Raw genomic sequence first — 23,920 nt, 5'->3', positions numbered from 1 at the left:
CCGACGATCCCAGCTGAGATCGCACTTGCCTACCGGCGCGTCTGGGTGGTGGCCATCATCCAGCATCGCATTCTGCGCCCCTATCTTTGCACTATCGCGCAGTGAACCTTTCAGAAACGATGCAAAGTGCCAATTCCAGAGCGGAAAACCAGCATCATAGACCGAATTTACAGAAAGAGTGGCGCACCTTAGAGGATTCGAACCTCTGGCCTCTGCCTTCGGAGGGCAGCGCTCTATCCAGCTGAGCTAAAGGTGCGTTATGCGGGGTATAGCCAGCCTCGGCGCGCCCCGCAATCGCTATTTGCACTCAGGCAAACAGTTCGTGAGCCAGTTCGAGAGCATCGACCAGTTTGTCGACCTCTTCCGTGGTGTTATAGAGACCAAAAGACGCCCGACAGGTGGCTGTCACGCCAAGATGATCCATCAACGGACCCGCACAGTGATGACCAGCGCGAACCGCGACACCTTTTTTGTCCAGAATCGTCGAAATATCATGCGCATGGGCGGCCCCGTCCAGCGTGAAAGAGAAGATGGCGGCCTTGTCCGCGGTTGTGCCTTGAACCTGTAACCAGTTCAAACCACCCAGTTTTTGCGCAGCGTAGTCCCGCAGGCCCGCTTCGTGGGCCGCGATATTGTCCATGCCAAGGTCCATCATATACTCAAGCGCGACGCCCAGACCGATGGTCTGAACAATTCCGGGCGTGCCGGCTTCGAATTTCATGGGTGGGTCATTATAGACCACCGCCTCTTTCGAGACCTCTTTGATCATATCTCCGCCGCCGATAAAGGGGCGCATTTCGGCCATCCGCTCGGACTTGCAGAAGATTGCACCGGATCCCGACGGACCATAGAGCTTGTGCCCCGTGATCGCGTAGAAATCACAATCAAGATCCTGCACATCGACAGGCGCATGAACCGAGCCTTGAGAGCCATCCACCAGAACAGGCACGCCCTTGGCGTGTGCCCCGGCGGTGATTTCCTTGATGTCGACCATCGTGCCCAGAACATTGGAACACTGTGTCACCGCGACAAGCTTGGTCTTGGGGCCAATTGCATCGATCACGGCCTGTGGATCAAGCGCACCCGTGGCGTCCACATCGACCCATTTGAGAACAACGCCCTGACGTTCGCGCAAAAAGTGCCAGGGCACGATATTGGCGTGGTGTTCCATCACGGACAGGATGATTTCATCGCCCGCCTGCATCCGCGGCATGGCCCAGCCATAGGCAACCATGTTGATGCCCTCGGTGGTGCCCGAATTCAGAACGATCTCGTCTTCGGTTTTCGCGTTCAGGAACCGCGCAATTGTGCCGCGCACGGCTTCGTATTTGTCGGTTGCCAAATTGGACAGAAAATGCAGCCCGCGATGCACGTTGGCATACTCATTTGAATAGGCGTTCGTGATGGCATCGATGACAACCTGCGGCTTTTGTGCAGACGCCCCGTTATCAAGATAAACCAATGGCTTACCGTTCACTTCTCGCGACAGAATTGGAAAGTCCCGGCGAATTTTCGCGACATCATACATCAGCTAATTCCTATGGCTGCAACACCCATCACGGACAAGAACAGGGACAGGCCCATCGTCATGCCAAGGGTTGCTAAAACAAGGGTCACAATGGCTTTACCGGTCGAGCTGAACCGGTGCGCCACCTTGAGAAAGTGGATCAGAACCCAGAGACCATAAAGGCTTGCCGCCATCACAAGGATATAGGCGATCCCGGGAACGATAAACATGAGAACAATCGTGGCCAGCTGCAGCAGCACACGCAAGAACTGTAACCAGGCGATCATGGTGAGGATGTCGCCGAACCGGGCTTTGCCGTCCAGCATCCGCCCCGTCCAGAAAAGAGCGAACACGCTGACCGTCATTGCCGAAGACAGGGTGACCAGCACCATGACCGGCGTCGACATCATCGGCAACATGGCTTCCGGCGGAACCGGAAACAGGGTGATCGACGCGAAATAGGCCAGCGTATTGAGAATACAGGCCAGAAACAGCGCCGCCCAGCCTTGTTCGCGTGTGAGGTTCATGGCGCACAACAGTTCGCCCGCCTGCGTGGGATTGCGCAGGGTCTGAACCAACAGCACCTTGATCAGATCAATCATTTGGCGCTCCTGCCTGCTTGCATGAGACCGGAACTCCAAAACCAGAAGAACACCAGCACCCATATCAAACCGATGGCCTGTTGCGCCATTCCCGGCCCGGCAAATCCAAGGACAAGACCGTGGATCAAGACCAGAGGCGATGAGGCCAGCAAGGCCCAGAACAACGCGATACGGCTGCCATAGGTGCCGCCTTTCCAACCTAATGCGGACAACACAAGGCCAACCACAAAAGACAGTGTGTAAAAGGCAAGTGGCGCAATAAAGATCCAGCCCATCAAGGCACCGCCCAGAAGCGGGTTCAATTCACGCCCTTCCAGATGGGCAATGCGGGCATTGATCGGCCAAGAGGATACGAAAAACAGCAGACAGGCCGCCATCACCAAGACCAAAGCACGGTCTTCGCGTTCTCCAATGGCCAGATGCCGGTCCACCACCTTGTGTGGACCGGCATAGGTTGCAGCGATATCGCGGATTACGGACATCCGGTTTTTAAGCCTGACGCCGGCGGATCAGCCAACCTTCAAGGCGGCTCGAGATTTCCTCGGACAATTCATCGCTTTCGATTTCAGCAACGGCTTCGGCAAGAAATGCCAGCGTCATGAGATCGGTTGCGATATCCTTGGGAACCCCGCGCGCACGCAGATAGAACAGGCCTTCTTCGTCAATCGCACCAGTGGTCGAGCCATGCGAACAGGCCACGTCATCGGCATAGATTTCCAGTTCGGGCTTGGCATAAAACTGGCTGTCATCATCCAGCAACAACGCCTGGCTGATCTGGTAGCCATCGGTTTTCTGGGCGCCGGGCTGCACAAGGATTTTCCCTTGGAACACACCGGTTGCGCCGTTGCGCAGAACCTTTTTGTAAACCTGACGGCTTTCACAGTTCACAGCGTCATGCGTGATAAAGACGGTGTCGTCGTGATGGAAATCACCATCGCCCAACGCCGCGCCTGCCACATGTGCAATCGCGTCATCACCGGTCAGTTCAAGCACGCATTCGTTACGTGTCATCACGCCATTCACCGTCAGCGTAAAGGATTTGAACGTGCTTTCCTTGCCCAGACGACCAAACATGTGGGTGATGGCACGACGCTCGTGATCTCGGCCTTGAGCGCGGACATGGTGGAACCCTGCCCCGTCTGCAACGTCGATTTCCATCACTTTGTTGAACCGTGCCGCTGCCGGACCGTTTTCAAGCAATGTCAGGTCTGCGCCTTCTTCCATCTTGATAATGTGGTGCAACACTACATCAGAAGATTCCGACACATGTTGGTAAATCAGGCTCACCGGGCGGGCCACCTTACCGGTTGCACGAATAACGATGCCATCCGTGGCAAACGCGGTGTTCAAAGCAGCAAGAGGACGCTCAACCGGAGACTGACCCTTGGCTTCAAGGGCACCATAAAGATCTTTGGCCCAATGAATGTCCGCAGCACCGATGTCGGCCAGACGTTCAATGGTCAGGTTTTCCCCGTCCAGCGCATCCGATTGCGCAGGATCGAAGACACCATCGACAAAAACGATCTTGAGACGGTCGATATCTCCGAAAACCGGCGCCTCACCATGATCGAAAACAGCCGCTGTCGTGGCAGCCGCGTCAACCAACGTGTCAGGACGGGTGTATTTCCAGTATTCGTCCCGACGTGCCGGCAATCCCATGTCACGCACGCGGGCCAAAGCGGTCTCGCGGGCTTCTGTCAGCCATGCACCACCCTCGGGCAGAGCCATCGCTGACAAACGCGCTTCGGTGGCGTCAAGTTTGCGTTGCGATACGGCCATTATGCAATCTCCGCCAGAATGTCGGCATATCCGTTGTGCTCAACTTCAAGCGCCAGCTCGGGACCGCCGGATTTGACGATACGACCGTTGGCCATGATGTGCACAACATCAGGTTTGATGTGGTCCAACAGACGCTGGTAGTGGGTGATGACAAGGAAGCTCCGGCCTGCGTCACGCAGCGCGTTGACGCCTTCGGAGACCAGTTTCATCGCATCAACATCCAGACCCGAGTCTGTTTCGTCAAGGATGCACATCTTTGGCTCAAGCATGGCCATCTGCAGGATTTCGTTACGCTTTTTCTCGCCACCCGAGAAGCCCACGTTGACAGGACGTTTCAGCATGTCCGCGTCGATCTTGAGAGTTTTGGCCTTGGCACGCACCACTTTGAGGAACTCTGTGGCGCTCATTTCTTCTTCGCCGCGCGCTTTGCGCTGTGCATTTACCGCTGTGCGCAGGAACGTCATGTTGCCGACACCGGGAATTTCCACAGGGTACTGGAATGCCAGAAACAGGCCAGCGGCGGCGCGTTCTTCTGCGTCCAGATCCAGCAGGTCTTCCCCTTCCAGAGATGCTTCGCCCTCTGTCACCTCATAGCCGTCGCGGCCCGAAAGAACATAAGACAAGGTCGATTTACCCGACCCGTTTGGCCCCATGATGGCGTGTACCTTGCCTGCCTCGACAGTCAGGTCGACACCTTTGAGGATTTGCTTGTCCTCTTCTTCCAATTTGACGTGCAGGTTTTTGATTTCCAGCATGTTTTCCATCCTTCGCGTTTCCAAAGACGGCCCGAAAGCCGCTCTATTATCCCAATGTCACAGCCGTGCCGCTTGCTGAGACCATCAGCATTGAGCCATTCACGACTTCATAGTCCAGATCGACGCCGACAACGGCGTTCGCTCCGAGGGCCACCGCGCGGCCCTCAAGTTCTCGCAACGCGGTTTCACGCGCGTCTTGCAGTTTGCTTTCATATGCGCCCGAGCGACCGCCAACGATGTCGGTGATCGACGCAAATACATCGCGCACCACGTTGGCGCCCATAATGGCCTCGCCGACGACGATGCCGTTGTATTTGACAATCTTGCGGCCCTCGACCGAGGGGGTGGTTGTCACAATCATGCGAAATCTCCGCTTAATGCCCCAACGGGGTAACAAGTCCGGTGCGCATCAGCATGTTTTCCAGATGCTGTGGCGTATAAAATCCCGACCAGAGGTCCGGCAGCAGATAAGCCAGGTAGGGCTCGGCGAAATACATCACGCCCGCTCCGGCCACGATGCCCAGAACATGCGGCTTGTCGCGCATTCCGAACCCGATCATCAAAACGCCCAGAAACAGCCCCGCCAGCCCGAACGGCCCCAGCACGGCGGCCGAGTTTTCGAACAGGTTGCGCGCATTCGGCGTGATCGCTTTCATATGAAACGCCAGAATGCTGCCAATCAGAACGCACGCTGCGGCCAGAACGGCGGCAATCAGAAAGGGCACCACGGGCAGCTTTGGCTTGTCCTCGGGGGCCGCGCGTTTTCGCCGCGACGCAGACGCGCCTTGTGGTGGCGCCGCCTCTTCGTGCTGCGCGTTGATCCGTTGAATTCGTTCCTGAAAAGACTTCTGTGGTCCGCCTTGGCTTTGGTTCATTCCAATCGTCCTCGTCGCGCACAAAGTACATGGCGCAAGTGCTTAAATTTAATAAACAAAAGGGGGAAGATTGCGCACCAAAGACTGTCACGATCCGAACCCCAGATACAGAACCAGCATGTAAGCGCCCATCGCGACCATGCCGCAAACGGCAGAGGTCACAAAAACCGATCCCCCGATCAGGCCCTTGCCCGATCCGGTCCGCTTTTTGCGAATAACAAAACCCACGGCACTTCCCAATGCGATGCCCGCACCGATACCGGCAGACTGCTGCATAAGTTGATGAATGGTTTCCATGCCTATCTTCCTTTTGCGTCCGCAAAACCAGAAATCTGGCGCGACAAGGCCTTGCCCTCGTCGCCACCAAAAACGGGATCAAACAGGGAAGCAGACACCGACGGCGTGATCTGGAACGCGCAAATCTGCACGCCCAAACCAGCCAAGGCCCCTGTGACTTCCCTATCCAACCTGTTTTGCATCAGCCAACAGACCCTTCGAGCGAAATCGCCACAAGCTGTTGCGCTTCCATGGCAAATTCCATCGGCAGCGCCTGAAGCACTTCCTTGGCAAAGCCATTCACGATCAGCGCCACGGCCTCTTCCTCGTCCATGCCACGCTGGCGGCAATAGAACATCTGCTCATCATCCACCTTCGACGTGGTGGCTTCGTGCTCGACACGGGCCGAGTTGTTGCGCACTTCGATATAGGGCACGGTGTGCGCGCCACATTTGTCACCGATCAGCAGGCTGTCACACTGGGTGTAGTTCCGGCCGTTTTTCGCTTTGGGGTGCATCGACACCTGCCCGCGATAGGTGTTCTGGGCAAAACCCGCCGAGATACCTTTGGACACGATCCGAGACTTGGTGTTTTTGCCAAGGTGGATCATCTTGGTGCCGGTATCGGCCTGTTGATAATGGTTGGTGATCGCGATCGAGTAGAACTCGCCCTGGCTGTCGTCCCCGCGCAGAATGCACGACGGATATTTCCATGTCACGGCAGACCCGGTTTCAACCTGTGTCCACATCACCTTGGCACGGTCGCCACGGCAATCGGCACGTTTGGTCACAAAGTTATAGATGCCGCCTTTGCCGTTTTCATCACCGGGATACCAGTTCTGAACGGTCGAGTATTTCACTTCGGCGTCTTCCTCGATGACAATCTCGACCACCGCTGCGTGCAGTTGCGAGGTGTCACGCTGAGGCGCAGTACAGCCTTCGAGGTAAGACACGTAAGAGCCTTTGTCAGCAATGATCAGGGTGCGTTCGAACTGACCTGTATTTTCGGCGTTGATCCGGAAATAGGTCGACAGCTCCATCGGGCAGCGTACACCTGGTGGCACGTAAACAAACGAGCCGTCCGAGAACACAGCACTGTTCAGCGTCGCATAAAAGTTGTCCGACACAGGCACAACCGAGCCAAGATATTTCTTGACCAACTCGGGGTGCTCGCGGATTGCTTCAGAGATCGAGCAGAAGATGACGCCCGCGTCCTGCAATTCTTTCTGGAAGGTTGTTCCGACTGAAACCGAGTCAAACACAGCGTCCACAGCAACCTTGCGGCCTTCTGCGGGTGCATCTTCCGCGCCCTCGACACCTGCCAAAATCATCTGTTCTTTCAGCGGGATACCCAGCTTTTCATAGGTCGCCAGCAGCTTTGGGTCGACCTCGTCCAGCGATTTGGGCTTTTCTTCCATGCTTTTGGGACGGGCATAGTAATATTGATCCTGAAAATCGACTTCAGGATAATCCAGCATCGCCCAGTCGGGCTCTTCCAGTTTTTTCCAACGCGCGAACGCCTCAAGACGCCATTCGGTCATCCATTCGGGTTCTTCGTTCTTGTCGGAAATCAGGCGGACAATGTCCTCGGTCAGCCCTTTGGGGGCATATTCCATTTCGATCTCGGTTTCCCAACCGTATTTGTATTTGCCGCCGACTTCGCGCACGGCATCCACGGTTTCCTGATCGACACCTTCTTTGACTTCTGTCTGGTCCAGACTGGCCATGATCGTCTCTCCTGTTCGCTTACGCCGCGCGGGCGCGATGTTTCCTGTAATGGGCCAGCCAGCTTTCGGCAAAACCCAGTACGTCCTGTTCTGTTGATTCAGGTCCCAAAGAGACCCGGATCGCCCCTGCGGCGATCTCTTCCGCGTATCCCATTGCCTTTAGCACCCGACTGGCGCGGACCTTGCCCGATGAACAGGCTGATCCGGCGGAAATGGCGTATCCGGCAAGGTCCATCTGCATGACCTGCGTTTCGCCTTTCCAGCCCGGTGTCGCGAGGCAGAGCGTGTTCGGCAATCGATCCACGCCAGCTCCGACAAAGATGGTGTCATCGGCTTCTGCGACAAGGGTCTCTTCCAGTAAATCTCGAAGAGATGCAACCCGATCCCAAACCCCGTTCGCGAGGTCATCTGCCGCAGCTTTCGCCGCCGCCGCAAAGCCCGCCGCACCAATGATGTTTTCTGTACCCGACCGGCGGCCCATTTCCTGTCCGCCGCCCCGGATCTGGGCCTCGATGTCTGTGCCACGTTTGACAACCAACGCACCGATCCCCTTGGGACCACCCAGCTTGTGCGCCGAGATCATCGCCATCTGGCAACCAGACCAGTTAAAGGCCACAGGCAGTTTGCCAAAGGCTTGCGTCATGTCACTTACGGCCAGACCTTCGGGCAGTTTCTGCACGATTCCCGTTTCTGAATTCGCAGCCTGCAAAACGGTTTGCGCCGGTTCCGTTACAGTGACCGCGCCGTCCAGCCCCACCGACAGATCCGAAGTAACCCAAGCGGCCACCGCATCATGTTCGATATCACCGGCATGAAATGCCCGATCCCGAAGGGCCAAGGCCGCCGCCTCGGTCGCGGTTGCGGTAAAAATCACATCCGCGCCATCCGCCCCAAAGGCCGTCGTCACGTCAGCGCGCGCCCGTTCAAGAACCGATTTGGCCTTGCGACCTTCGGCGTGCACGCTTGATGGATTTCCAATGACATCCATCGCGTCAGTCATCGCCGCCCGCGCCTCGGCGCGCAGCGGGGTTGTCGCATTATGGTCCAGATACACACGAGGCTTCATGTTAGCCACCTTTGGCATGGGCCAGAAAGCAGTAGGTCTTGGTCACACCAAACCTGCTGAAAAGCATCCGATTTATGGCAATTGAAACAGATCACGCCTCGTCCACCACGGCAAACAAGCTGGGCAGCGCAGGACACGGGGCCAGTTCATTTCCAACAACATCCGACAGGCGTGTCTGGTGAAGAAAAACATAAACCTGTGCAGACAACCCTTCCCACAAACGGTTCGACAACGACTGCGCACGTGTGCCAGACGCCCCACCAGAAGCCCCTGCCCCCGTGTGCAACGCTGATACGGTCTCATCTACAGCCGACAGAATTTCCACGACCCGAATTTCGGACGGCGTCTTTGCAAGCCGATATCCGCCGCCGGGTCCGCGCACACTCTCGACCAGACCAGCGCGGCGCAGTTTGACAAACAACTGCTCAAGATAAGCCAATGAAATGTCCTGACGCTCTGAAATCTCGGCAAGAGTCACCAAGCCATCATCCTTTTTCAAGGCGATATCAGCCAATGCTACGACGGCGTAACGTCCCTTCGTGGATAGTTTCATGGCAGCCTCCCAAAGCGAATTGATTGACTGGACGCGCGTCACCCCTTAAGCCGCTAGAAACGCATCCGACAATATGTCTGTAAGTTTAGAAACGTTCTAAAGTGACTTAGCAAATTCGTCAAGAATTTCTGTCACACTTTGCGCAGGAGACAGGGACACACATGCCCGAGGTCATTTTTCCAGGACCCGAAGGCCGCCTCGAAGGCCGCTATCACCCACAAAAAGACCGTGACGCCCCCATTGCGATCGTGCTTCATCCGCACCCGCAATTCGGCGGGACCATGAACAACAAGGTCGTCTATAACCTTCACTACGCGTTCTACAACATGGGCTTTACCGTGTTGCGCTTTAACTTCCGTGGTGTCGGTCGTTCGCAAGGCGAATACGACCAAGGTGTTGGCGAGCTGTCGGACGCAGCTTCGGCGCTTGATTACCTCCAATCGATGAACAACAACTCCAAGCATTGCTGGGTTGCCGGTTTCTCGTTTGGGGCCTGGATCGGTATGCAGCTTTTGATGCGCCGCCCCGAGATCACCGGATTTATTTCCGTCGCGCCGCCCGCAAACATGTACGATTTCTCGTTCCTCGCGCCCTGCCCGTCTTCGGGTCTGGTGATCAACGGAACGGCAGACCGTGTTGCCCCACCTGCGGACACCGAAAACCTCGTTGGCAAACTGCACGAGCAAAAAGGCATCACCATCACGCACCAACAGATCGAAGGTGCGGGCCATTTCTTCGAAACAGACGAATATATGGACACGATGGTTGGCAATGTTTCCGAGTATGTGAAACGCCGCCTAACCGAAACCTCGCGCTAAGACATGGCATATTTTGACGAGCTTGCGGACAAGCTGGCAAGGGACGTGATCGAGGCGCAAAAAGCGCTGGATGACGACCAGTTGATTCAAGATATCGCCGCCACCCTCGAGGCGAGTTCGTCAACCATGCACGAAGCCTTCATGACGGCCGTGCGCGTTCACATCTCTGAAGAACGCGCACGTGCGCAGCTTGATGCCCGTCTCAAGGCCAAGGGTTTTGCCCTGCGAAAGTCATGACATCGCGTATTGAGTCACACATCGCGTTTCTGAACGAAGCCGACAAGCTCAAGACCGTTGAGCGCTCTAATGTCCTGATGAACCTGTCACGGGCGGAAAACTCGGCCGAACACAGCTGGCATCTTGCGCTTTATGCGTTGGTCTTTGCGCCTATCGCTGCCCCCGAGGTATCGATAGCGCGTGTCATCCGCATGCTTTTGCTGCACGATCTTGTGGAAATCGATGTTGGGGACCACCCCATTCATCTCGACACCGATTGGGACGCCGTGGCGCAGGCCGAAACAGAGGCCGCCGCGCGCGTGTTTGGTCTTTTGCCGCCAGACCAGGCTGCGGATCTCACCGCGCTTTGGTCCGAGTTCGAAGCAAGCACAACGCCCGATGCGCAATTTGCAAAGATGCTGGATCACAGCCAGCCGTTGTTTCAGGTGCTTTACGCAAAAGAGCCTTTGGCAGATCACATGGGCATTGTGCACGAAAACCTGTCCACGGGTCGCGCGTCCTACCTCAAATCCAGCTTCCCCGAGGCTTTTGTCCAAGCCAGCCTGATGGCCAAAGGGGGGCAGCCTGACCAAGACACGGATATGTCACGACGTCTGGCGTTTCTGGCCGAGGCGGATGGTCTCAAATCCGTTTATCGCGCCACCCGCATTCTGGACGCGAGCCGCCGTGAAAACTCGGGCGAACACAGTTGGCATATCGCGCTTTATGCGTTGATTCTGGCCGAGCACGCAAAGCGCCCCGTCGATTTGGACCGCGTGATCCGGATGCTGCTGATTCACGATCTTGTTGAAATCGATGTTGGCGACAGCCCGATTCACGGCGATCACGACATTTCCGAAATGGAAGCTGCAGAACAGGCCGCTGCCGACCGCATCTTTGGCCTGTTGCCTGACGAACAAGGCACCGCCCTGCGTGCGCTTTGGGACGAGTTTGAAGCGGCGACAAGCGACGATGCCGTCTTTGCGAAATCCATTGATCGGGTCCAGCCCGTGATCTGCAATCTGGAAACTGGTGGCGGGACATGGCCTGAATATAACGTGACCGCCCAACAGCTTGAAGATCGCGTTGGATGGAAAGTCGCAAAGGGCGCCCCGGCGATTTGGGACCATCTGCAATCACGCATCAGGGCATGGTTCGCCGCCGCCTGATCCCTAATCGATCAGGCAACTTGGCCAGCCATAGCCCCATCGCCACGGCAGCCCAGAACAGGGTCCGCCACCAAAACGCACAGCGTCATACATGGTTGCCCCGATCATGCGAAAGGCCATGTCGATCTGGCTGTCCGACATGCCATATTCCGACTTCAAAACATCCCTGCGCGATTCGGCGGTCTCTGCGACACAGGCCTGCAATGCCTGGTCCGCGACAAGCCGCGCGGTATAACTGGCGTTTGGTGTCGGATCTTCGTTTCCAAGGTGATAGGCCCGATCATGCGTGACACAGCAGTCTTGCCATGGCGGTGTTTCCATATGGATGTCTTCGAACGTCGGGAACAGATGGGCCACCACCGACCACGTGGCAGACATGCCGCCGGAACACCCGTCTGTGGTAAAGGGCGCAAGCGTTGATTGCGCCCGCACATCCGCCAGTTTTTCGTGGCTTTTCAGCTCGAACATTTTGAGAAAGCCCGCGTCTTCGGCCAATACAGGCGTTGCCACCACCAGAGATACGGCAAAAACGAGTTTACGGAGAGTCATCACGATACACCTTTTGTTCCATATCGACGCCCATCAGGCTGCCCAAGGTCAAAATAAGACGCTCTGTATTACTCAGCGCGGCACGTTGCCGGATCACGTCACGCGCCATCGCCGGCTCATCCGTGATCAGCCCCGTCGCCCCCAAAGACAACACATGGGACATGCTCAGCGGGTCGTTCACCGTCCACACATACAGATCCTTGTCCCGTTCCTTCATTTCGCGCGCCAAACGCGGGGTGAGCATCGCCTTGTTCACAGCAAGGAAATCCGTGTCCAGTTCCCAGACACGCCCCACCGAGGCCGACGCCAACAGCCCAGAATCCCACTCGGGGCGCAACGCCTTCATCTTTTGCACCGCATCGTATTTCAGGGACATGATCTTGACGGAATCGGCCATGCCCGCCGCAACAACGATGTCCGAAACCCGCTGTTCCAGCATCACATCATGACCGTAATACTTTAATTCTATCAATACCTTGCTGCGCCCTTTGGCGGTTTCAAGAACCTCAAGCAGGGTCGGTGTACGCTGATCCGCATAGTCGGGTCCGTACCAGCTTCCGATGTCGATATCTTCCAGATCGGCCATGGTCGCATCCCAGATTTTGAGATCCACACCGGAGATTTTCATAAAGTCGCTGTCGTGGATGACCACAACCTCGCCATCCGCTGTTTCCTGAACGTCGATCTCGACCCAATCGGTTTTGTCCTCAAGCGCCTTTTCGATCGACGCCATTGTGTTTTCCGGCCGCGCCCCCGCCGCGCCACGGTGCGCGATCACTTCGGCGTCTTGCAGGGTTTTCAATCCGTTAAGGTTCATCACCGCCCCAAGCATCACGCCCCCGGTGATGACGATTGCACCGATCAATGCCGGCATCACCCAACCGGGTGTCTCTGCGGGCGTGGCCGCTTTCCCCGGCCAATCGGCTTCGTCCATTAACATGATACACAAGGCCCCATTGATGATGGTGGTGATCAACAGGTTCAGCGCGCTCCAGACCAGCCCAAAGATCAACAGCATACGAGCCAGCATGCCCAGATCCTGAGCAGCGCCCCCAATAAGCCATTCTGCCATCCAGTTGACGATGGCAAAGGCAATCGCCAACCCGATCGAGGCGCTGATCGCCCAGCCAATCAACCTGACAAACAACAGGCGGCGGTTGCCTTCCATGCGCAGCTCACTTTGCTCGAAACTGTCCCGTGGCTTCACCCCGTCGAAAATCACCATGGGCAGTGCAACCGCCCACCCCAGCAACCGACGCAGCAAAATCAACGCCATAACCGCAAGAATCGCGCCAATCACCGCGACGGACACCATGAATTCCGGTGGATGTTCGCTCAGGTAATAGTTGATGTCGAATTCGGTCAGACGGAATTTATAGATCAAGGCCGCTGCGATCAGGAACGGCAAGGTGATGACCAGGACCCGCAGGACAAGCAACGCGCCGAAAATCGCGATCTTGGGCAGATGCGGCAAGACAAGCAGCAACCCCTCTTGAAAGCGGTGTTCCCCCGTCTTTCTGTCATGCAACGCGACCGCCATCATAAAGGCCGAATTCATCACGGACAGGGCGATCACCAAACTGATAACCAATAAGAACGCCCCGAAACCCACTGGAGACAATAGGAAAAAAGCAATATCGAAATCTGAAAGCGCAGGATTGCCCGACAGCGAAATCGCCATGCGCACAACCAGAGCCATCAAAGGTGCGACAAAGGCCGTGACCATGACATTGAACATGAGGTTGCTCAAAAGAAACGGCCACTTGAGTCGCCATGCCAGCCCGTAAGCTTCGTAAACGCCAATTGATTTAGATGAATCCATGCCACTTTCCCCGATAATTGGTCAAAGCGTAGCGTCTTTTATTCGAGGGGTCGACAACCGAGATTTTCTTTTCGGTATACAATAGCATACAAAGCCTTTTCATCCGTTTGTGATTGCGCTAGGATTGGACAACACCCCAGCCAACCGAAAAGGGTAATCCCCGTGACCAAGATCAAAGTTGCCAATCCCATCGTCGAAATGGACGGTGATGAAATGACCCGCATCATGTGGCAGTTCATCAAGGACAAGCTGATCCTGCCCTATCTGGACATTGACCTGCTGTATTATGATCTGGGCATCGAAGAACGTGACCGTACCGAAGACCAGATCACGATCGACGCTGCCGAAAAAACCAAAGAGGTCGGTGTCGCGGTCAAATGCGCCACCATCACCCCTGACGAGGCCCGCGTTGAAGAATTCGGCCTGAAAAAGATGTGGCGCAGCCCCAATGGCACGATCCGCAACATTCTGGGTGGTGTCGTGTTCCGCCAGCCCATCATCTGTAAAAACGTGCCACGCCTTGTTCCGGGCTGGACCTCTCCGATTGTTGTGGGGCGTCACGCCTTTGGCGATCAGTACAAAGCTACGGATTTCACCTTTCCCGGTGCGGGCAAGTTGACCATGAAGTTTGAAGGCGAAGATGGCACCGTGATCGAACGCGAAGTCTATGACGCGCCGTCCGCAGGTGTATATCAGGCGATGTATAATCTCGACAGTTCGATCATCGATTTTGCACGCGCCTCTTTGAACTATGGTCTGAACGTGGGCTGGCCGGTGTATCTATCGACCAAGAACACAATCCTCAAGGCCTATGACGGACGTTTCAAGGATCTGTTCGAACAGGTTTATGAAGAAGAATTCGCAGAACGCTTTAAGGAAAAAGGCATCTGGTACGAACACCGCCTGATCGATGACATGGTGGCCTGCGCCATGAAGTGGAACGGCAAATTTGTCTGGGCCTGCAAGAACTATGACGGCGACGTACAGTCCGACACCGTGGCCCAAGGGTTCGGCTCTCTGGGGTTGATGGCGTCGCAGTTGATGACACCTGACGGGAAAATCGTCGAGGCCGAGGCCGCACACGGCACCGTCACGCGCCACTATCGCCAGCACCAGAAAGGCGAGCAAACATCGACCAACTCGATCGCCTCGATCTATGCCTGGACCGGAGGTCTCAAGCACCGTGCCAAGCTGGACGACAATGCCGAATTGATGACTTTTGCCGAAACGCTGGAAAAAGTCATCGTCGACACCGTTGAAAGCGGCTTCATGACCAAGGATCTGGCACTGCTTGTTGGTCCTGATCAGGGCTGGCTGACGACCATGGGCTTCCTCGAAAAAATCGACGAAAACCTGAACAAGGCTTTGGTTGGGTAACCCGCCTTGACTGCTTAAATTTCACGCGATGCATACCGGTTATGCATCGCGTTTTGCGTTTTAGCGTCTGCGCCCTCTGGACATGAGCGGTCAATCGGGACACATCGCATCATGACTTTCTTGCTTGAAACACCCCCTGCCGACCGCCACTCTTTGAATGAAGACGTTCAAGGGTTGATCGTGGGCACTTTGTTGGTGGCCCTCTCGGTGCAATTCCTGCAAGCCAGCCATCTCATCACCGGACAAATCGCGGGCCTGTCCCTGCTGGGCGCCTATTGGGGCGGCTGGAGTTTTGGTGCCGTGTTCTTTGTGCTGAACCTGCCGTTTTACGGCATTGCGATGTGGCGCATGGGCTTGCGGTTCACGCTCAAGACCTTTGCGGCTGTCGGCACCCTGACCGCCTGGACCTTTATCCTGCCCAAGGCGTTTACCATCGGCACCATTCATCCTGCCGCCGCCGCCGTTCTGGCCGGAGTGACAGCTGGCGCGGGTCTTTTGGCGCTGTTCCGGCACGGGGCCACTCTGGGCGGTGTCGGCATCGTCGCAGTCTGGCTTCAGGACACCAGAGGGATCAAGGCCGGCTGGGTTCAACTGGGGTTTGACGCTTGTGTCTTTACGTTGGCCCTGATGCTGTTCCCCCTGCCCGTAGTGGGCTGGTCTCTTTTGGGGGCTGTTGTCACGAACATCGTGATCGTCACCAATCACAGACGCGACCGGTATATCGCTCGCTGATCTCTTGACTTGCCTCACCGTGCAGGCCACTTCGGAACAAACGCCCCTTTAAGGACTGTACAGCCATGTATGTGCCCCAAAAGCCGATCGAGCGCCTGTTTCCCAAGGCCGGAAAAAAGATGCTTTTCATCCACACGCCGAAATGCGGGGGCAAATTCATCGGGGCATCCTTTGGCCGAAGGTTCCGCAAGTGCTTTAGCCTGCACCACCCCGATTTGCGCGGCCACCTCACATGGCAGCAATATCGCGATGCGTTTCAAAAGAACGGCTGGGATCTGGACGACTATGCCCTGTTTTCGGTCATTCGCAATCCGTGGCAATGGCATCTGAGCTGGTTCAACTATATCCGCAAAGACACCGATGGCAAAAAATCGGGGCTCCCGGACGAGCACGCCTTGTTCGTCAACTTTTCCTTTCTCGACTATTTGCGCTGGCTCGATGATCCACTGATCACCGGCAAACCCAACCAGTATTATCTCAATCAGGTGTCGGACTGGTTCATCGATGAAAATGAAGCTGTCAGGGTCCCCGACATTTTACGCCAGGAGGCACTTGTCGAAGACCTCGAGCGACTGCAAGCCAAACATAACCTGTTGCTGTCCATTCCCAAAAACCGGCGTAACCAGTCGTTCTGGGGGGATTATCGCAGCGAGTATTGCGCGGAAAGCGTCGATATCGTGGCCCGCCGCCATCAACGTGACATCGCCATGTTCGGCTATGAATTTGAAAACCCAAAGGCCAGCCGCGCCGCTGGACTGATACAGAATTAGGCAGTTGCGCAAATTTATACTGTCGTGACGCAAACAGGATTTCCCATTTGATCAAAAACGTCTAGGGCTGAGAGAAAGCCACTCCGACACAGGGACGTTTCTGGTCATGCAAAAAGCCTATTTGCTCTTGATTGCTGCCGTTTTGATGGAAACCATCGGCACGTCTGCCCTTCAAGCGAGCCAACAGTTTTCGCGCCTGTGGCCGTCGGTTATTGTGGTCGTGGCTTATGCGGTTTCGTTCTATCTTCTGGCGATGACACTCAAGTTTCTGCCGGTCGGGATCACCTATGCAATCTGGTCGGGGTTCGGCATCGTCTTCATCGCCGTGATCGGGTATTTTGTCTTTGGACAGAAACTGGATTTGCCCGCAGTTCTCGGGATGGGGCTTATCCTTGTCGGCATTCTTGTCATTCACCTGTTTTCTAAGACTGTGGCGCACTAAAAGGGCTGGCCTTTTCCGTGTACCCGCGTTAGGCGGGGCGCGAATAGGAAAGGCATACCTCAAATGGATCTTCGTAACATTGCGATCATTGCGCACGTTGACCACGGCAAAACCACCCTTGTGGATGAGTTGCTGAAGCAGTCCGGCGCATTCCGCGAAAACCAAGACGTGGCCGAACGCGCCATGGACTCTAACGATCTCGAGCGCGAGCGCGGCATCACCATTTTCGCCAAACCGACTTCGGTCGAGTGGAAAGGCACACGTATCAACATCGTGGACACGCCCGGCCACGCCGACTTTGGCGGCGAAGTTGAACGTATTCTGAGCATGGTTGACGGTGTTGTTCTGCTGGTTGACGCGGCCGAAGGCCCGATGCCCCAGACCAAATTCGTGACCTCCAAGGCGCTTGCCCTTGGCCTGCGTCCGATTGTTGTGCTGAACAAGGTCGACAAACCAGACGCCGAACCCGATCGCGCGCTGGACGAATGTTTTGACCTGTTTGCATCGCTGGATGCCAACGATGACCAGCTCGACTTCCCGCACATGTATGCTTCTGGCCGTAACGGCTGGGCCGATGCAGAGCTGGACGGCCCGCGCAAAGACCTGCATGCCCTGTTCAACCTGATCGTGAACCACGTTCCCGAGCCAAAGCAGATCAAGCGTCAAGCAGAAGACTTCCGTATGCTGGCCACCACATTGGGCGCTGACCCGTTTGTGGGCCGTATTCTGACCGGTCGAGTTGAAACCGGCACCCTGCGTGTGGGTGCAACTGTTCAGGCCCTGACCCGCATGGGCCAGAAAATCGAACAGTTCCGCGTCACAAAAATTCAGGCGTTCCGTGGTCTGGCCCAGCAGGACATCGAAGAAGCCCAAGCCGGTGACATCGTGTCCTTGGCCGGTATGTCCAAAGCAACCGTGGCAGACACGATCTGTGCCCTTGCCGTGGACGAACCGCTTGATGCGCAACCGATTGACCCTCCCACCATCACCGTGACCTTTGGCATCAATGACAGCCCCCTTGCGGGCCGCGATGGTAAAAAGGTTCAGTCGCGCGTGATCCGTGACCGTCTGATGAAAGAAGCCGAATCCAACGTTGCGATCAAGATTTCGGACACACCCGGCGGCGAAGCCTTTGAAGTTGCCGGTCGTGGCGAACTTCAGATGGGTGTTCTGATTGAAAACATGCGCCGCGAAGGGTTCGAACTGTCGATCTCTCGTCCGCAGGTTCTGATGCGGGAAGACGACGGTCAGCGCATGGAACCCATCGAAGAAGCCACAATCGACGTGGATGACGAATATTCCGGTGCGGTGATTGAAAAAATCACTGGCGCACGCAAAGGCGAACTGGTCGAAATGCGCCCCGCTGGCGCAGGCAAGACCCGTATCATCGCTCACGTGCCGTCACGTGGTCTGATCGGCTATCACGGCGAATTCCTGACCGACACACGCGGCACAGGCGTTCTGAACCGTGTGTTCCACGGCTGGGCCCCCTTCAAAGGTGCCATTCCTGGACGTCGCTCGGGTGTTCTGATCTCGATGGAAGACGGTGTGTCCGTGGCCTATGCGCTGTGGAACCTCGAAGACCGTGGCAAAATGATGATCGGCGCGCAGGAACAGGTGTATCAGGGCATGATCATCGGCGAACACAGCCGCGACAATGACCTTGAAGTGAACCCGCTCAAAGGCAAAAAGCTGACCAACGTTCGGGCCTCGGGCACCGACGAGGCCGTTCGCCTGACAACTCCGATGAAACTGTCCTTGGAAGAGGCGATTGCCTATATCAACGACGACGAATTGGTAGAAGTCACGCCAAACAGCATTCGTTTGCGCAAGCGCTATCTTGACCCGCACGAGCGCAAGCGCCAGTCGCGCGCAGCACAGTAAAAGTAAGGGCCGCCATCGAGCGGCCCTTTTCTTTGGAAATCGAAGGGTTGTCAGAAGGCAGGTTCTGTCGGATGTTTAACGCATCTGCTCAAAGGATTGTTGCCGCCTATGTTGCCTTTCACGTCACGACTTTCCGCATCTCTGGCTCTATTGATCTACGCAGCTCTTGCGGTCCTTGCCTTGTCTCCGTCAGGTCATGCCATGGGGTTTGGCGAAAACGGATCGTGGGAACCCTATTATATTCCGGATCAGCCACAGACCGTCGGCGTGGGGATCAAGGTCGACCAGATCACCTCGATTGACCAACAATCCGAAAACTTCGGAATCGTGGGAACGATCATTCTAAAGTTTTCCGACCCACGATTGACCTATGAGGTTCAGGGCAATCAGGTTCCATTGCGGACAATGCCCTTGGATTCGTTTATCAAGATTGCACGGGAAAAGCAGGTGAACCTGCCCTCGTTTATCCTGAGCAACCAACAGGGGCGCCGCTTTGTGCAGCAGGACATGATCGTTCACCATGCCAATGGTGACATCTTGTATCACGAAAGATTCACCGCAACGCTGCAGGCGCCGCACTTCAATTTTCGCAGATACCCTTTTGATAAACAGAAGTTTTTCATCGAGGTTCAGGCGTTACTGCCCGACACCCATTTCAAGCTGACACCTATTGAAGACCTGTCCGGTCTTGGGGATATGCTCGGAGAGGAAGAATGGATTCCGCACAATCCAAAACTGGAAGCCATTACCGTTCAGGGCCCGACCGGGCTTGATACCTCGCAGGTGCAGCTTTCATTCGAAGCCAACCGGCACATCCAGTTTTACGCGCTTCGGATTTTGCTGCCGCTGCTGATAATCCTGTTTGTCAGCTGGGCCACTTTCTTTCTCGAGGAATACCGCCGGCGGGTCGATATGGCGAATGCGAACCTGCTGGTGTTCGTGGCCTTCAACTTTGCGATTTCGACAACCCTGCCCCGTTTGGGATACCTGACGTTTCTGGATTCACTGCTGGTCGGGATGTTCGTCATCACTGGATCGATGGTGCTGGTCAATATCGCGCTGCGGCGGCTCAAGCTGAATGGCCGAGAAGTTCTGGCGAAAAAGATAGACCGCTATCTTGTGATTTGGGTCTACCCTTTGACCTATGCCGGTTTTCTGTTCTGGGCGATCCGGTTCTACCTGCTTTAGAGCAGCGGCCGGAAAGGTTCGATATGCACCGCGCCATCGGATGAGAACCGGCAAAAACTGCCTGCTGGCACCTCTTCCCAATCCTGTTCGGCCCCGACAAGAGGTTCGCTCACCACTGCACGCCCCTGTCTGCTGTCGCTCCAGCGGTGATAAACGGTTGGGGCTCGCGCATCCGATGCATACCGGATGGCATAAAGCGACTCGCCATCTGAAAAGGCCGCTGCCAGCCGGATATGGGGCTTTGCCCCCTTTTCGCGACTCATCCGTTGCAGGACGCCGACCGCAATCTCCAACGCCTCTTTCGGACGATTTTCGAGATCCTCGCTGAGGCCCAAAAGAAAGATTACCTCGCTGTCGGTGGCGCCTTTGCGTTCATGGTAAAGATCATCGGGAATAAGCATATCGGCCCGTCGGCGAAAGCGTTCGAAACCGCCCACCTGACCATTATGCATGAAAGACCAGTTGCCAACGACAAAAGGATGACAGTTGTTCCGGCTGGTCGCGGTCCCTGTCGAGGCGCGCACATGCGCCAGAAACAACCCCGAACAGACCTGAGCGGTCAGGGCCTTGAGGTTTGGATCCGACCATGCGGGATGGGTATCGCGGTACAATCCGGGCTCGGGGCGCCGGTCGTACCAAGCCAGACCAACGCCATCGGCATTGGTCTGGGTCTTGCATTCTGTCGCTTGGATACTTTGCTGGATCAGCGAGTGATCTGGCCGGGTGACGACGTCTTCTAAGAAACAGGGTTGCCCGATATAGGCGGCCCAACGGCACATGCGACCAATCTCCTTTTGGTTACTCGCTGGTTTCCACAACCATCAGTTCGCGTTCAGAGGCCCCACGCGCATGGCTCAGCGCCTCTTGGTATTCAGGGCTGTGATAGCATTCCACCGCCGCATCGACGCTGGGGAATTTCGCTACCACGTTGCGGGGGCGTTCTTTGCCCTCAAGCTGAACAAAACGGCCACCGCGGGCGACAAATGTGCCGCCATGTTTGGCAATCGCGGGTCCCGCCAGTTCAGCGTATTTCCCATAAGCGTCGGCATCAGTCACCGTCACGTGGGCAATCCAGAGTGCACCCATATCTTATCCTCCGATCACGGCTTCGGCGGCTGCAATAGCCGCGTCCGCGTTGCTTGCATCTTTGGCCCCACCCTGGGCCATGTCGGGACGGCCACCGCCGCCCTTGCCGCCCAGAGCTTCTACGGCTGCACGCACAAGGTCAACCGCAGACACGTTGCCGGTCAGATCATCGGTGACACCGGCGGCCACGGCCACTTTGGCGCCTTCATCCGCGATCAGCAGAACAGCGCCACTTTCAAGACGGGTTTTGTGTTCATCCAGCAGAGGTCGCAGGTCTTTTCCAGACACGCCAGTCAGAACCTGTGCAAAGAACTTCACGCCATTGACGTCTTTGGCTTCTGCGCCGCCGCCCTGTCCCGCACCACCGGCCATCGCCAGTTCGCGGCGCAGCTGGGCCACTTCGTTTTGCAAGGACTTGCGTTCATCAAGCAGGGCTTTGACACGGTCAGCCACATCGGCCGGTTGCGCCTTGAGCGTTCCCGCGATCTCGGCCATGCGGACCGCTTCGCGTTCCAGATGCTCGAATGCAGCCGCGCCTGTCAGGGCTTCGATCCGGCGCACACCCGCAGAAGACGCGCTGTCGCCCAGCAACACAAACACGCCGATATCACCGGTTTGTTTGACATGTGTGCCACCGCAAAGCTCGATCGAATAGGTGTCCCCACCAAAACCTTTGCCGGTGTTGGCGCGTCCCATCGATACAACACGCACCTCGTCGCCGTATTTCTCGCCGAACAAGGCTTGTGCACCGATCTCGCGGGCATCATCCGGAGTCATGATCCGAGTTTCGACAGTGGTGTTCTGGCGAATAAAGGCGTTCACATCCATACCCACCTTGTGCAGCTCTTCTGCCGACAGGGCTTTGGCATGGCTAAAGTCAAACCGCAGGCGATCTTCTGCATTCAGCGACCCGCGCTGAGCCACGTGATCCCCCAATGTTTCGCGCAAGGCTTCGTGCAACAGGTGTGTTGCCGAGTGGTTGGCACGGATTGCCGTGCGGCGTCCATGATCCACCTCCATCGCAATGGGATCGCCTTTGGCGATTTTTCCGCGCTCGACGGTGACCTTGTGAGCAAACAGCTTGCCTTCAGCGAACTTTTGAACGGCATCCACCTTGGCAATCTCGTCGCGGTTCTCGAGACGGCTCACGAAACCATGATCGGCAACCTGTCCGCCAGATTCGGCATAAAACGGCGTCTGGTTCAACACCAGCCACCCTGTTTTGCCCTCATCCAGCGCATCAACCGCGGCGCCGTCGACGACGATGGCCATTACCTGACCTTCGGCGCTTTCGGTGTCATACCCCAGAAATTCGGTCGCGCCGTGTTCTTCGGCCAGATCAAACCAGATCGCATTGTCGGCCGCATCACCCGATCCGGACCATGCCGCGCGCGCCTTGGCCTTTTGTTCGGCCATAGCGGTGTCGAACCCGTCGGTATCAACCTCGCGCCCTTTTTCACGCAGGGCATCCTGTGTCAGATCAAGCGGAAAGCCGTAGGTGTCATAGAGTTTGAACGCAGCCGCACCGGACAATGGCGCGCCCTCTTCAAGACCGCCCAACTCATCGTCCAGCAGTTTCAGACCGCGATCCAGCGTTTGCTTAAAGCGTGTTTCTTCAAGGTTCAGCGTTTCTTCGATAAGCGCCTGAGCACGACCCAGTTCCGGATAGGCCTGACCCATCTGTGTGACCAATGCCGGCACCAGTTGGTGCATGACCGGATCTTTGGCACCCAACAGGTGAGCGTGGCGCATCGCGCGACGCATGATCCGGCGCAGAACATAGCCCCGCCCGTCGTTTGACGGCATCACGCCATCAGCAATCAAAAACGAGGTCGAGCGCAAGTGGTCCGCAATCACGCGGTGATGCACGTTCTTGTCCCCGTAAGGATCAGACGAAGTCGCATGCGCAGAGGCCTCGATCAAAGCCTTGAACAGATCGGTGTCATAGTTGTCATGGCTGCCCTGAAGCAACGCGCCAATCCGCTCGAGGCCCATGCCGGTGTCGATCGACTGCATGTCGAGATCGATCATCGACCCGTCTTCGAACTTTTCGTTCTGCATGAAAACGATGTTCCAGATCTCGATGAACCGGTCCCCGTCTTCTTCGGGTGAACCGGGAGGGCCACCCCAGATGTGGTCGCCGTGGTCATAGAAAATCTCGGTACAGGGACCACACGGCCCGGTCGGGCCCATCTGCCAGAAGTTGTCGGACGTCGCGATGCGGATGATCCGCTCTTCGGGTACGCCGATCTTTTTCCAGATGTCATAGGCTTCGTCATCCGTGTGGAACACGGTGACATAAAGCCGTTCTTTTGGAATGCCGAATTCTTTGGTGATCAGCTCCCATGCGAACGGGATGGCTTCGTGTTTGAAGTAATCGCCGAACGAGAAGTTACCAAGCATCTCAAAGAATGTGTGGTGGCGTGCGGTATAGCCCACATTGTCCAGATCGTTGTGTTTGCCACCGGCGCGCACACATTTTTGCGCCGTAGTGGCGCGGACATAATCCCGTTTATCAACGCCGGTGAAACAGTTCTTGAACTGCACCATGCCCGAGTTGACGAACATGAGTGTGGGGTCGTTGCGTGGCACCAGCGGGGAGGAGTCGACGACTTCATGCCCTTGCTTGGCGAAATAATTTAGAAAGGTCGACCGGATGTCGTTCAAACTGGGCATGAGATAGGGTTCTCGCGGCTGTCTTTTGGGTTCTCAGCGGGTGTATAACCCC

At 56.3% G+C, this 23,920-nt stretch carries 26 protein-coding genes and 1 tRNA gene; 9 read left to right on the top strand and 18 right to left on the bottom strand.

Annotated elements, in window-relative coordinates:
- Positions 1-179: 179 nt before the first annotated feature.
- The 13 genes from PH7735_RS08125 to iscR form a co-directional block, all read right to left on the bottom strand.
- Positions 180-256: transfer RNA gene (locus PH7735_RS08125), tRNA-Arg, on the bottom strand.
- Positions 257-307: 51 nt separating this feature from the next.
- Positions 308-1,528: a cysteine desulfurase gene (locus tag PH7735_RS08120; protein ID WP_058310755.1), complete on the bottom strand. Its 1,221-nt coding sequence runs from the start codon at positions 1,526-1,528 to the stop codon at positions 308-310.
- Positions 1,528-2,109: a Yip1 family protein gene (locus tag PH7735_RS08115; RefSeq protein WP_058310754.1), complete on the bottom strand. Its 582-nt coding sequence runs from the start codon at positions 2,107-2,109 to the stop codon at positions 1,528-1,530. The genes PH7735_RS08120 and PH7735_RS08115 overlap by 1 nt, the downstream gene beginning before the upstream one ends.
- Entirely contained in the window at positions 2,106-2,591 is a 486-nt protein-coding gene (locus PH7735_RS08110) for a hypothetical protein (RefSeq protein ID WP_058310753.1), read from the bottom strand. Before PH7735_RS08110 ends, PH7735_RS08115 begins: the two co-directional genes overlap by 4 nt.
- A gap of 7 nt (positions 2,592-2,598) precedes the next feature.
- Positions 2,599-3,888, bottom strand: coding sequence for a SufB/SufD family protein (locus PH7735_RS08105; RefSeq protein ID WP_058310752.1), 1,290 nt, complete (start codon positions 3,886-3,888; stop codon positions 2,599-2,601).
- Positions 3,888-4,643 (bottom strand): Fe-S cluster assembly ATPase SufC, encoded by a 756-nt coding sequence (gene sufC, locus PH7735_RS08100; protein WP_058311202.1) that lies wholly within the window; start codon positions 4,641-4,643, stop codon positions 3,888-3,890. Before sufC ends, PH7735_RS08105 begins: the two co-directional genes overlap by 1 nt.
- A gap of 46 nt (positions 4,644-4,689) precedes the next feature.
- Positions 4,690-5,004, bottom strand: a complete 315-nt coding sequence (locus tag PH7735_RS08095; RefSeq protein ID WP_058310751.1) for a heavy metal-binding domain-containing protein — start codon at positions 5,002-5,004, stop codon at positions 4,690-4,692.
- Positions 5,005-5,017: 13 nt separating this feature from the next.
- A complete protein-coding gene (locus PH7735_RS08090) occupies positions 5,018-5,518 on the bottom strand; it encodes a hypothetical protein (RefSeq protein WP_058310750.1) in 501 nt (166 codons plus the stop codon).
- Positions 5,519-5,605: 87 nt separating this feature from the next.
- Complete coding sequence (locus PH7735_RS08085) at positions 5,606-5,815, bottom strand: hypothetical protein (RefSeq protein ID WP_058310749.1); 210 nt, start codon at positions 5,813-5,815, stop codon at positions 5,606-5,608.
- Positions 5,816-5,817: 2 nt separating this feature from the next.
- Complete coding sequence (locus tag PH7735_RS08080) at positions 5,818-5,997, bottom strand: hypothetical protein (protein WP_058310748.1); 180 nt, start codon at positions 5,995-5,997, stop codon at positions 5,818-5,820.
- Positions 5,997-7,520, bottom strand: coding sequence for a Fe-S cluster assembly protein SufB (gene sufB, locus PH7735_RS08075; RefSeq protein ID WP_058310747.1), 1,524 nt, complete (start codon positions 7,518-7,520; stop codon positions 5,997-5,999). Before sufB ends, PH7735_RS08080 begins: the two co-directional genes overlap by 1 nt.
- A gap of 19 nt (positions 7,521-7,539) precedes the next feature.
- A complete protein-coding gene (locus PH7735_RS08070; protein ID WP_058310746.1) occupies positions 7,540-8,586 on the bottom strand; it encodes a cysteine desulfurase family protein in 1,047 nt (348 codons plus the stop codon).
- 91 nt (positions 8,587-8,677) lie between these two features.
- Entirely contained in the window at positions 8,678-9,139 is a 462-nt protein-coding gene (gene iscR, locus PH7735_RS08065) for a Fe-S cluster assembly transcriptional regulator IscR (protein WP_058310745.1), read from the bottom strand.
- Between the two features lie 161 nt (positions 9,140-9,300).
- Here iscR and PH7735_RS08060 point away from each other — a divergent pair, with 161 nt between their 5' ends.
- Genes PH7735_RS08060 through PH7735_RS08050 form a run of 3 tightly spaced genes read left to right on the top strand, consistent with a single transcriptional unit; the run spans position 9,301 to position 11,342 of the window.
- Positions 9,301-9,957 carry an alpha/beta hydrolase gene (locus PH7735_RS08060; RefSeq protein WP_058310744.1) on the top strand — a complete coding sequence of 219 codons (657 nt, stop codon included), beginning with the start codon at positions 9,301-9,303 and terminating at the stop codon, positions 9,955-9,957.
- Positions 9,958-9,960: 3 nt separating this feature from the next.
- Positions 9,961-10,194 carry a hypothetical protein gene (locus tag PH7735_RS08055; RefSeq protein ID WP_058310743.1) on the top strand — a complete coding sequence of 78 codons (234 nt, stop codon included), beginning with the start codon at positions 9,961-9,963 and terminating at the stop codon, positions 10,192-10,194.
- Positions 10,191-11,342: an HD domain-containing protein gene (locus PH7735_RS08050; RefSeq protein ID WP_058310742.1), complete on the top strand. Its 1,152-nt coding sequence runs from the start codon at positions 10,191-10,193 to the stop codon at positions 11,340-11,342. Before PH7735_RS08055 ends, PH7735_RS08050 begins: the two co-directional genes overlap by 4 nt.
- Positions 11,343-11,345: 3 nt before the next feature.
- Here the strand turns inward: PH7735_RS08050 and PH7735_RS08045 are convergent, their stop codons facing one another.
- Complete coding sequence (locus PH7735_RS08045) at positions 11,346-11,891, bottom strand: hypothetical protein (RefSeq protein ID WP_058310741.1); 546 nt, start codon at positions 11,889-11,891, stop codon at positions 11,346-11,348.
- Positions 11,878-13,713 carry a glycerophosphodiester phosphodiesterase family protein gene (locus tag PH7735_RS08040; protein ID WP_058310740.1) on the bottom strand — a complete coding sequence of 612 codons (1,836 nt, stop codon included), beginning with the start codon at positions 13,711-13,713 and terminating at the stop codon, positions 11,878-11,880. The genes PH7735_RS08045 and PH7735_RS08040 overlap by 14 nt, the downstream gene beginning before the upstream one ends.
- A gap of 162 nt (positions 13,714-13,875) precedes the next feature.
- On the opposite strand from PH7735_RS08040, the gene PH7735_RS08035 reads away from it, so the two are divergent.
- The 6 genes from PH7735_RS08035 to PH7735_RS08010 all read left to right on the top strand — a co-directional run bounded on the left by PH7735_RS08035 (position 13,876) and on the right by PH7735_RS08010 (position 20,106).
- Positions 13,876-15,090, top strand: a complete 1,215-nt coding sequence (locus PH7735_RS08035; protein WP_058310739.1) for an NADP-dependent isocitrate dehydrogenase — start codon at positions 13,876-13,878, stop codon at positions 15,088-15,090.
- Between the two features lie 111 nt (positions 15,091-15,201).
- Positions 15,202-15,822: a YitT family protein gene (locus tag PH7735_RS08030; RefSeq protein ID WP_058310738.1), complete on the top strand. Its 621-nt coding sequence runs from the start codon at positions 15,202-15,204 to the stop codon at positions 15,820-15,822.
- A 65-nt stretch (positions 15,823-15,887) separates the two neighbouring features.
- Positions 15,888-16,592 (top strand): hypothetical protein, encoded by a 705-nt coding sequence (locus PH7735_RS08025; protein WP_058310737.1) that lies wholly within the window; start codon positions 15,888-15,890, stop codon positions 16,590-16,592.
- Between the two features lie 106 nt (positions 16,593-16,698).
- Entirely contained in the window at positions 16,699-17,034 is a 336-nt protein-coding gene (locus PH7735_RS08020) for an SMR family transporter (RefSeq protein ID WP_058310736.1), read from the top strand.
- 63 nt (positions 17,035-17,097) lie between these two features.
- Positions 17,098-18,918, top strand: coding sequence for a translational GTPase TypA (gene typA / locus PH7735_RS08015; RefSeq protein WP_058310735.1), 1,821 nt, complete (start codon positions 17,098-17,100; stop codon positions 18,916-18,918).
- Between the two features lie 108 nt (positions 18,919-19,026).
- Positions 19,027-20,106 (top strand): ligand-gated ion channel, encoded by a 1,080-nt coding sequence (locus tag PH7735_RS08010; RefSeq protein WP_058310734.1) that lies wholly within the window; start codon positions 19,027-19,029, stop codon positions 20,104-20,106.
- Here PH7735_RS08010 and PH7735_RS08005 read toward each other — a convergent pair.
- Genes PH7735_RS08005 through alaS form a run of 3 tightly spaced genes read right to left on the bottom strand, consistent with a single transcriptional unit; the run spans position 20,103 to position 23,868 of the window.
- A complete protein-coding gene (locus tag PH7735_RS08005) occupies positions 20,103-20,885 on the bottom strand; it encodes a class II glutamine amidotransferase (protein ID WP_058310733.1) in 783 nt (260 codons plus the stop codon). The two genes, PH7735_RS08010 and PH7735_RS08005, sit on opposite strands and share 4 nt — an antisense overlap.
- A 19-nt stretch (positions 20,886-20,904) precedes the next feature.
- On the bottom strand, positions 20,905-21,192 hold the full coding sequence (locus PH7735_RS08000; RefSeq protein ID WP_058310732.1) for a DUF1330 domain-containing protein: 288 nt from the start codon (positions 21,190-21,192) through the stop codon (positions 20,905-20,907).
- A 3-nt stretch (positions 21,193-21,195) separates the two neighbouring features.
- Positions 21,196-23,868 (bottom strand): alanine--tRNA ligase, encoded by a 2,673-nt coding sequence (alaS, locus tag PH7735_RS07995; RefSeq protein ID WP_058310731.1) that lies wholly within the window; start codon positions 23,866-23,868, stop codon positions 21,196-21,198.
- Positions 23,869-23,920 lie beyond the last annotated feature (52 nt).

The sequence above is a fragment of the Shimia thalassica genome, from assembly GCF_001458215.1.
GTDB classification, from domain to species: domain Bacteria; phylum Pseudomonadota; class Alphaproteobacteria; order Rhodobacterales; family Rhodobacteraceae; genus Shimia; species Shimia thalassica.
This window is presented reverse-complemented; position numbering and strand designations above follow the sequence as displayed.

Bases quoted from the DNA above. Each gene is read 5' to 3' on its own strand.
- PH7735_RS08110 (WP_058310753.1), bottom strand. From the start codon at position 2,591: ATGTCCGTAATCCGCGATATCGCTGCAACCTATGCCGGTCCACACAAG.
- PH7735_RS08070 (WP_058310746.1), bottom strand. From the start codon at position 8,586: ATGAAGCCTCGTGTGTATCTGGACCATAATGCGACAACCCCGCTGCGC.
- PH7735_RS08010 (WP_058310734.1), top strand. From the start codon at position 19,027: ATGTTGCCTTTCACGTCACGACTTTCCGCATCTCTGGCTCTATTGATC.
- sufB (WP_058310747.1), bottom strand. From the start codon at position 7,520: ATGGCCAGTCTGGACCAGACAGAAGTCAAAGAAGGTGTCGATCAGGAA.
- PH7735_RS08005 (WP_058310733.1), bottom strand. From the start codon at position 20,885: ATGTGCCGTTGGGCCGCCTATATCGGGCAACCCTGTTTCTTAGAAGAC.
- PH7735_RS08085 (WP_058310749.1), bottom strand. From the start codon at position 5,815: ATGGAAACCATTCATCAACTTATGCAGCAGTCTGCCGGTATCGGTGCG.
- alaS (WP_058310731.1), bottom strand. From the start codon at position 23,868: ATGCCCAGTTTGAACGACATCCGGTCGACCTTTCTAAATTATTTCGCC.
- typA (WP_058310735.1), top strand. From the start codon at position 17,098: ATGGATCTTCGTAACATTGCGATCATTGCGCACGTTGACCACGGCAAA.
- PH7735_RS08080 (WP_058310748.1), bottom strand. From the start codon at position 5,997: ATGCAAAACAGGTTGGATAGGGAAGTCACAGGGGCCTTGGCTGGTTTG.
- PH7735_RS08045 (WP_058310741.1), bottom strand. From the start codon at position 11,891: ATGACTCTCCGTAAACTCGTTTTTGCCGTATCTCTGGTGGTGGCAACG.
- iscR (WP_058310745.1), bottom strand. From the start codon at position 9,139: ATGAAACTATCCACGAAGGGACGTTACGCCGTCGTAGCATTGGCTGAT.
- PH7735_RS08000 (WP_058310732.1), bottom strand. From the start codon at position 21,192: ATGGGTGCACTCTGGATTGCCCACGTGACGGTGACTGATGCCGACGCT.
- PH7735_RS08095 (WP_058310751.1), bottom strand. From the start codon at position 5,004: ATGATTGTGACAACCACCCCCTCGGTCGAGGGCCGCAAGATTGTCAAA.
- PH7735_RS08120 (WP_058310755.1), bottom strand. From the start codon at position 1,528: ATGTATGATGTCGCGAAAATTCGCCGGGACTTTCCAATTCTGTCGCGA.
- PH7735_RS08060 (WP_058310744.1), top strand. From the start codon at position 9,301: ATGCCCGAGGTCATTTTTCCAGGACCCGAAGGCCGCCTCGAAGGCCGC.
- PH7735_RS08050 (WP_058310742.1), top strand. From the start codon at position 10,191: ATGACATCGCGTATTGAGTCACACATCGCGTTTCTGAACGAAGCCGAC.
- PH7735_RS08055 (WP_058310743.1), top strand. From the start codon at position 9,961: ATGGCATATTTTGACGAGCTTGCGGACAAGCTGGCAAGGGACGTGATC.
- PH7735_RS08090 (WP_058310750.1), bottom strand. From the start codon at position 5,518: ATGAACCAAAGCCAAGGCGGACCACAGAAGTCTTTTCAGGAACGAATT.
- PH7735_RS08030 (WP_058310738.1), top strand. From the start codon at position 15,202: ATGACTTTCTTGCTTGAAACACCCCCTGCCGACCGCCACTCTTTGAAT.
- sufC (WP_058311202.1), bottom strand. From the start codon at position 4,643: ATGCTGGAAATCAAAAACCTGCACGTCAAATTGGAAGAAGAGGACAAG.
- PH7735_RS08020 (WP_058310736.1), top strand. From the start codon at position 16,699: ATGCAAAAAGCCTATTTGCTCTTGATTGCTGCCGTTTTGATGGAAACC.
- PH7735_RS08025 (WP_058310737.1), top strand. From the start codon at position 15,888: ATGTATGTGCCCCAAAAGCCGATCGAGCGCCTGTTTCCCAAGGCCGGA.
- PH7735_RS08040 (WP_058310740.1), bottom strand. From the start codon at position 13,713: ATGGATTCATCTAAATCAATTGGCGTTTACGAAGCTTACGGGCTGGCA.
- PH7735_RS08115 (WP_058310754.1), bottom strand. From the start codon at position 2,109: ATGATTGATCTGATCAAGGTGCTGTTGGTTCAGACCCTGCGCAATCCC.
- PH7735_RS08105 (WP_058310752.1), bottom strand. From the start codon at position 3,888: ATGGCCGTATCGCAACGCAAACTTGACGCCACCGAAGCGCGTTTGTCA.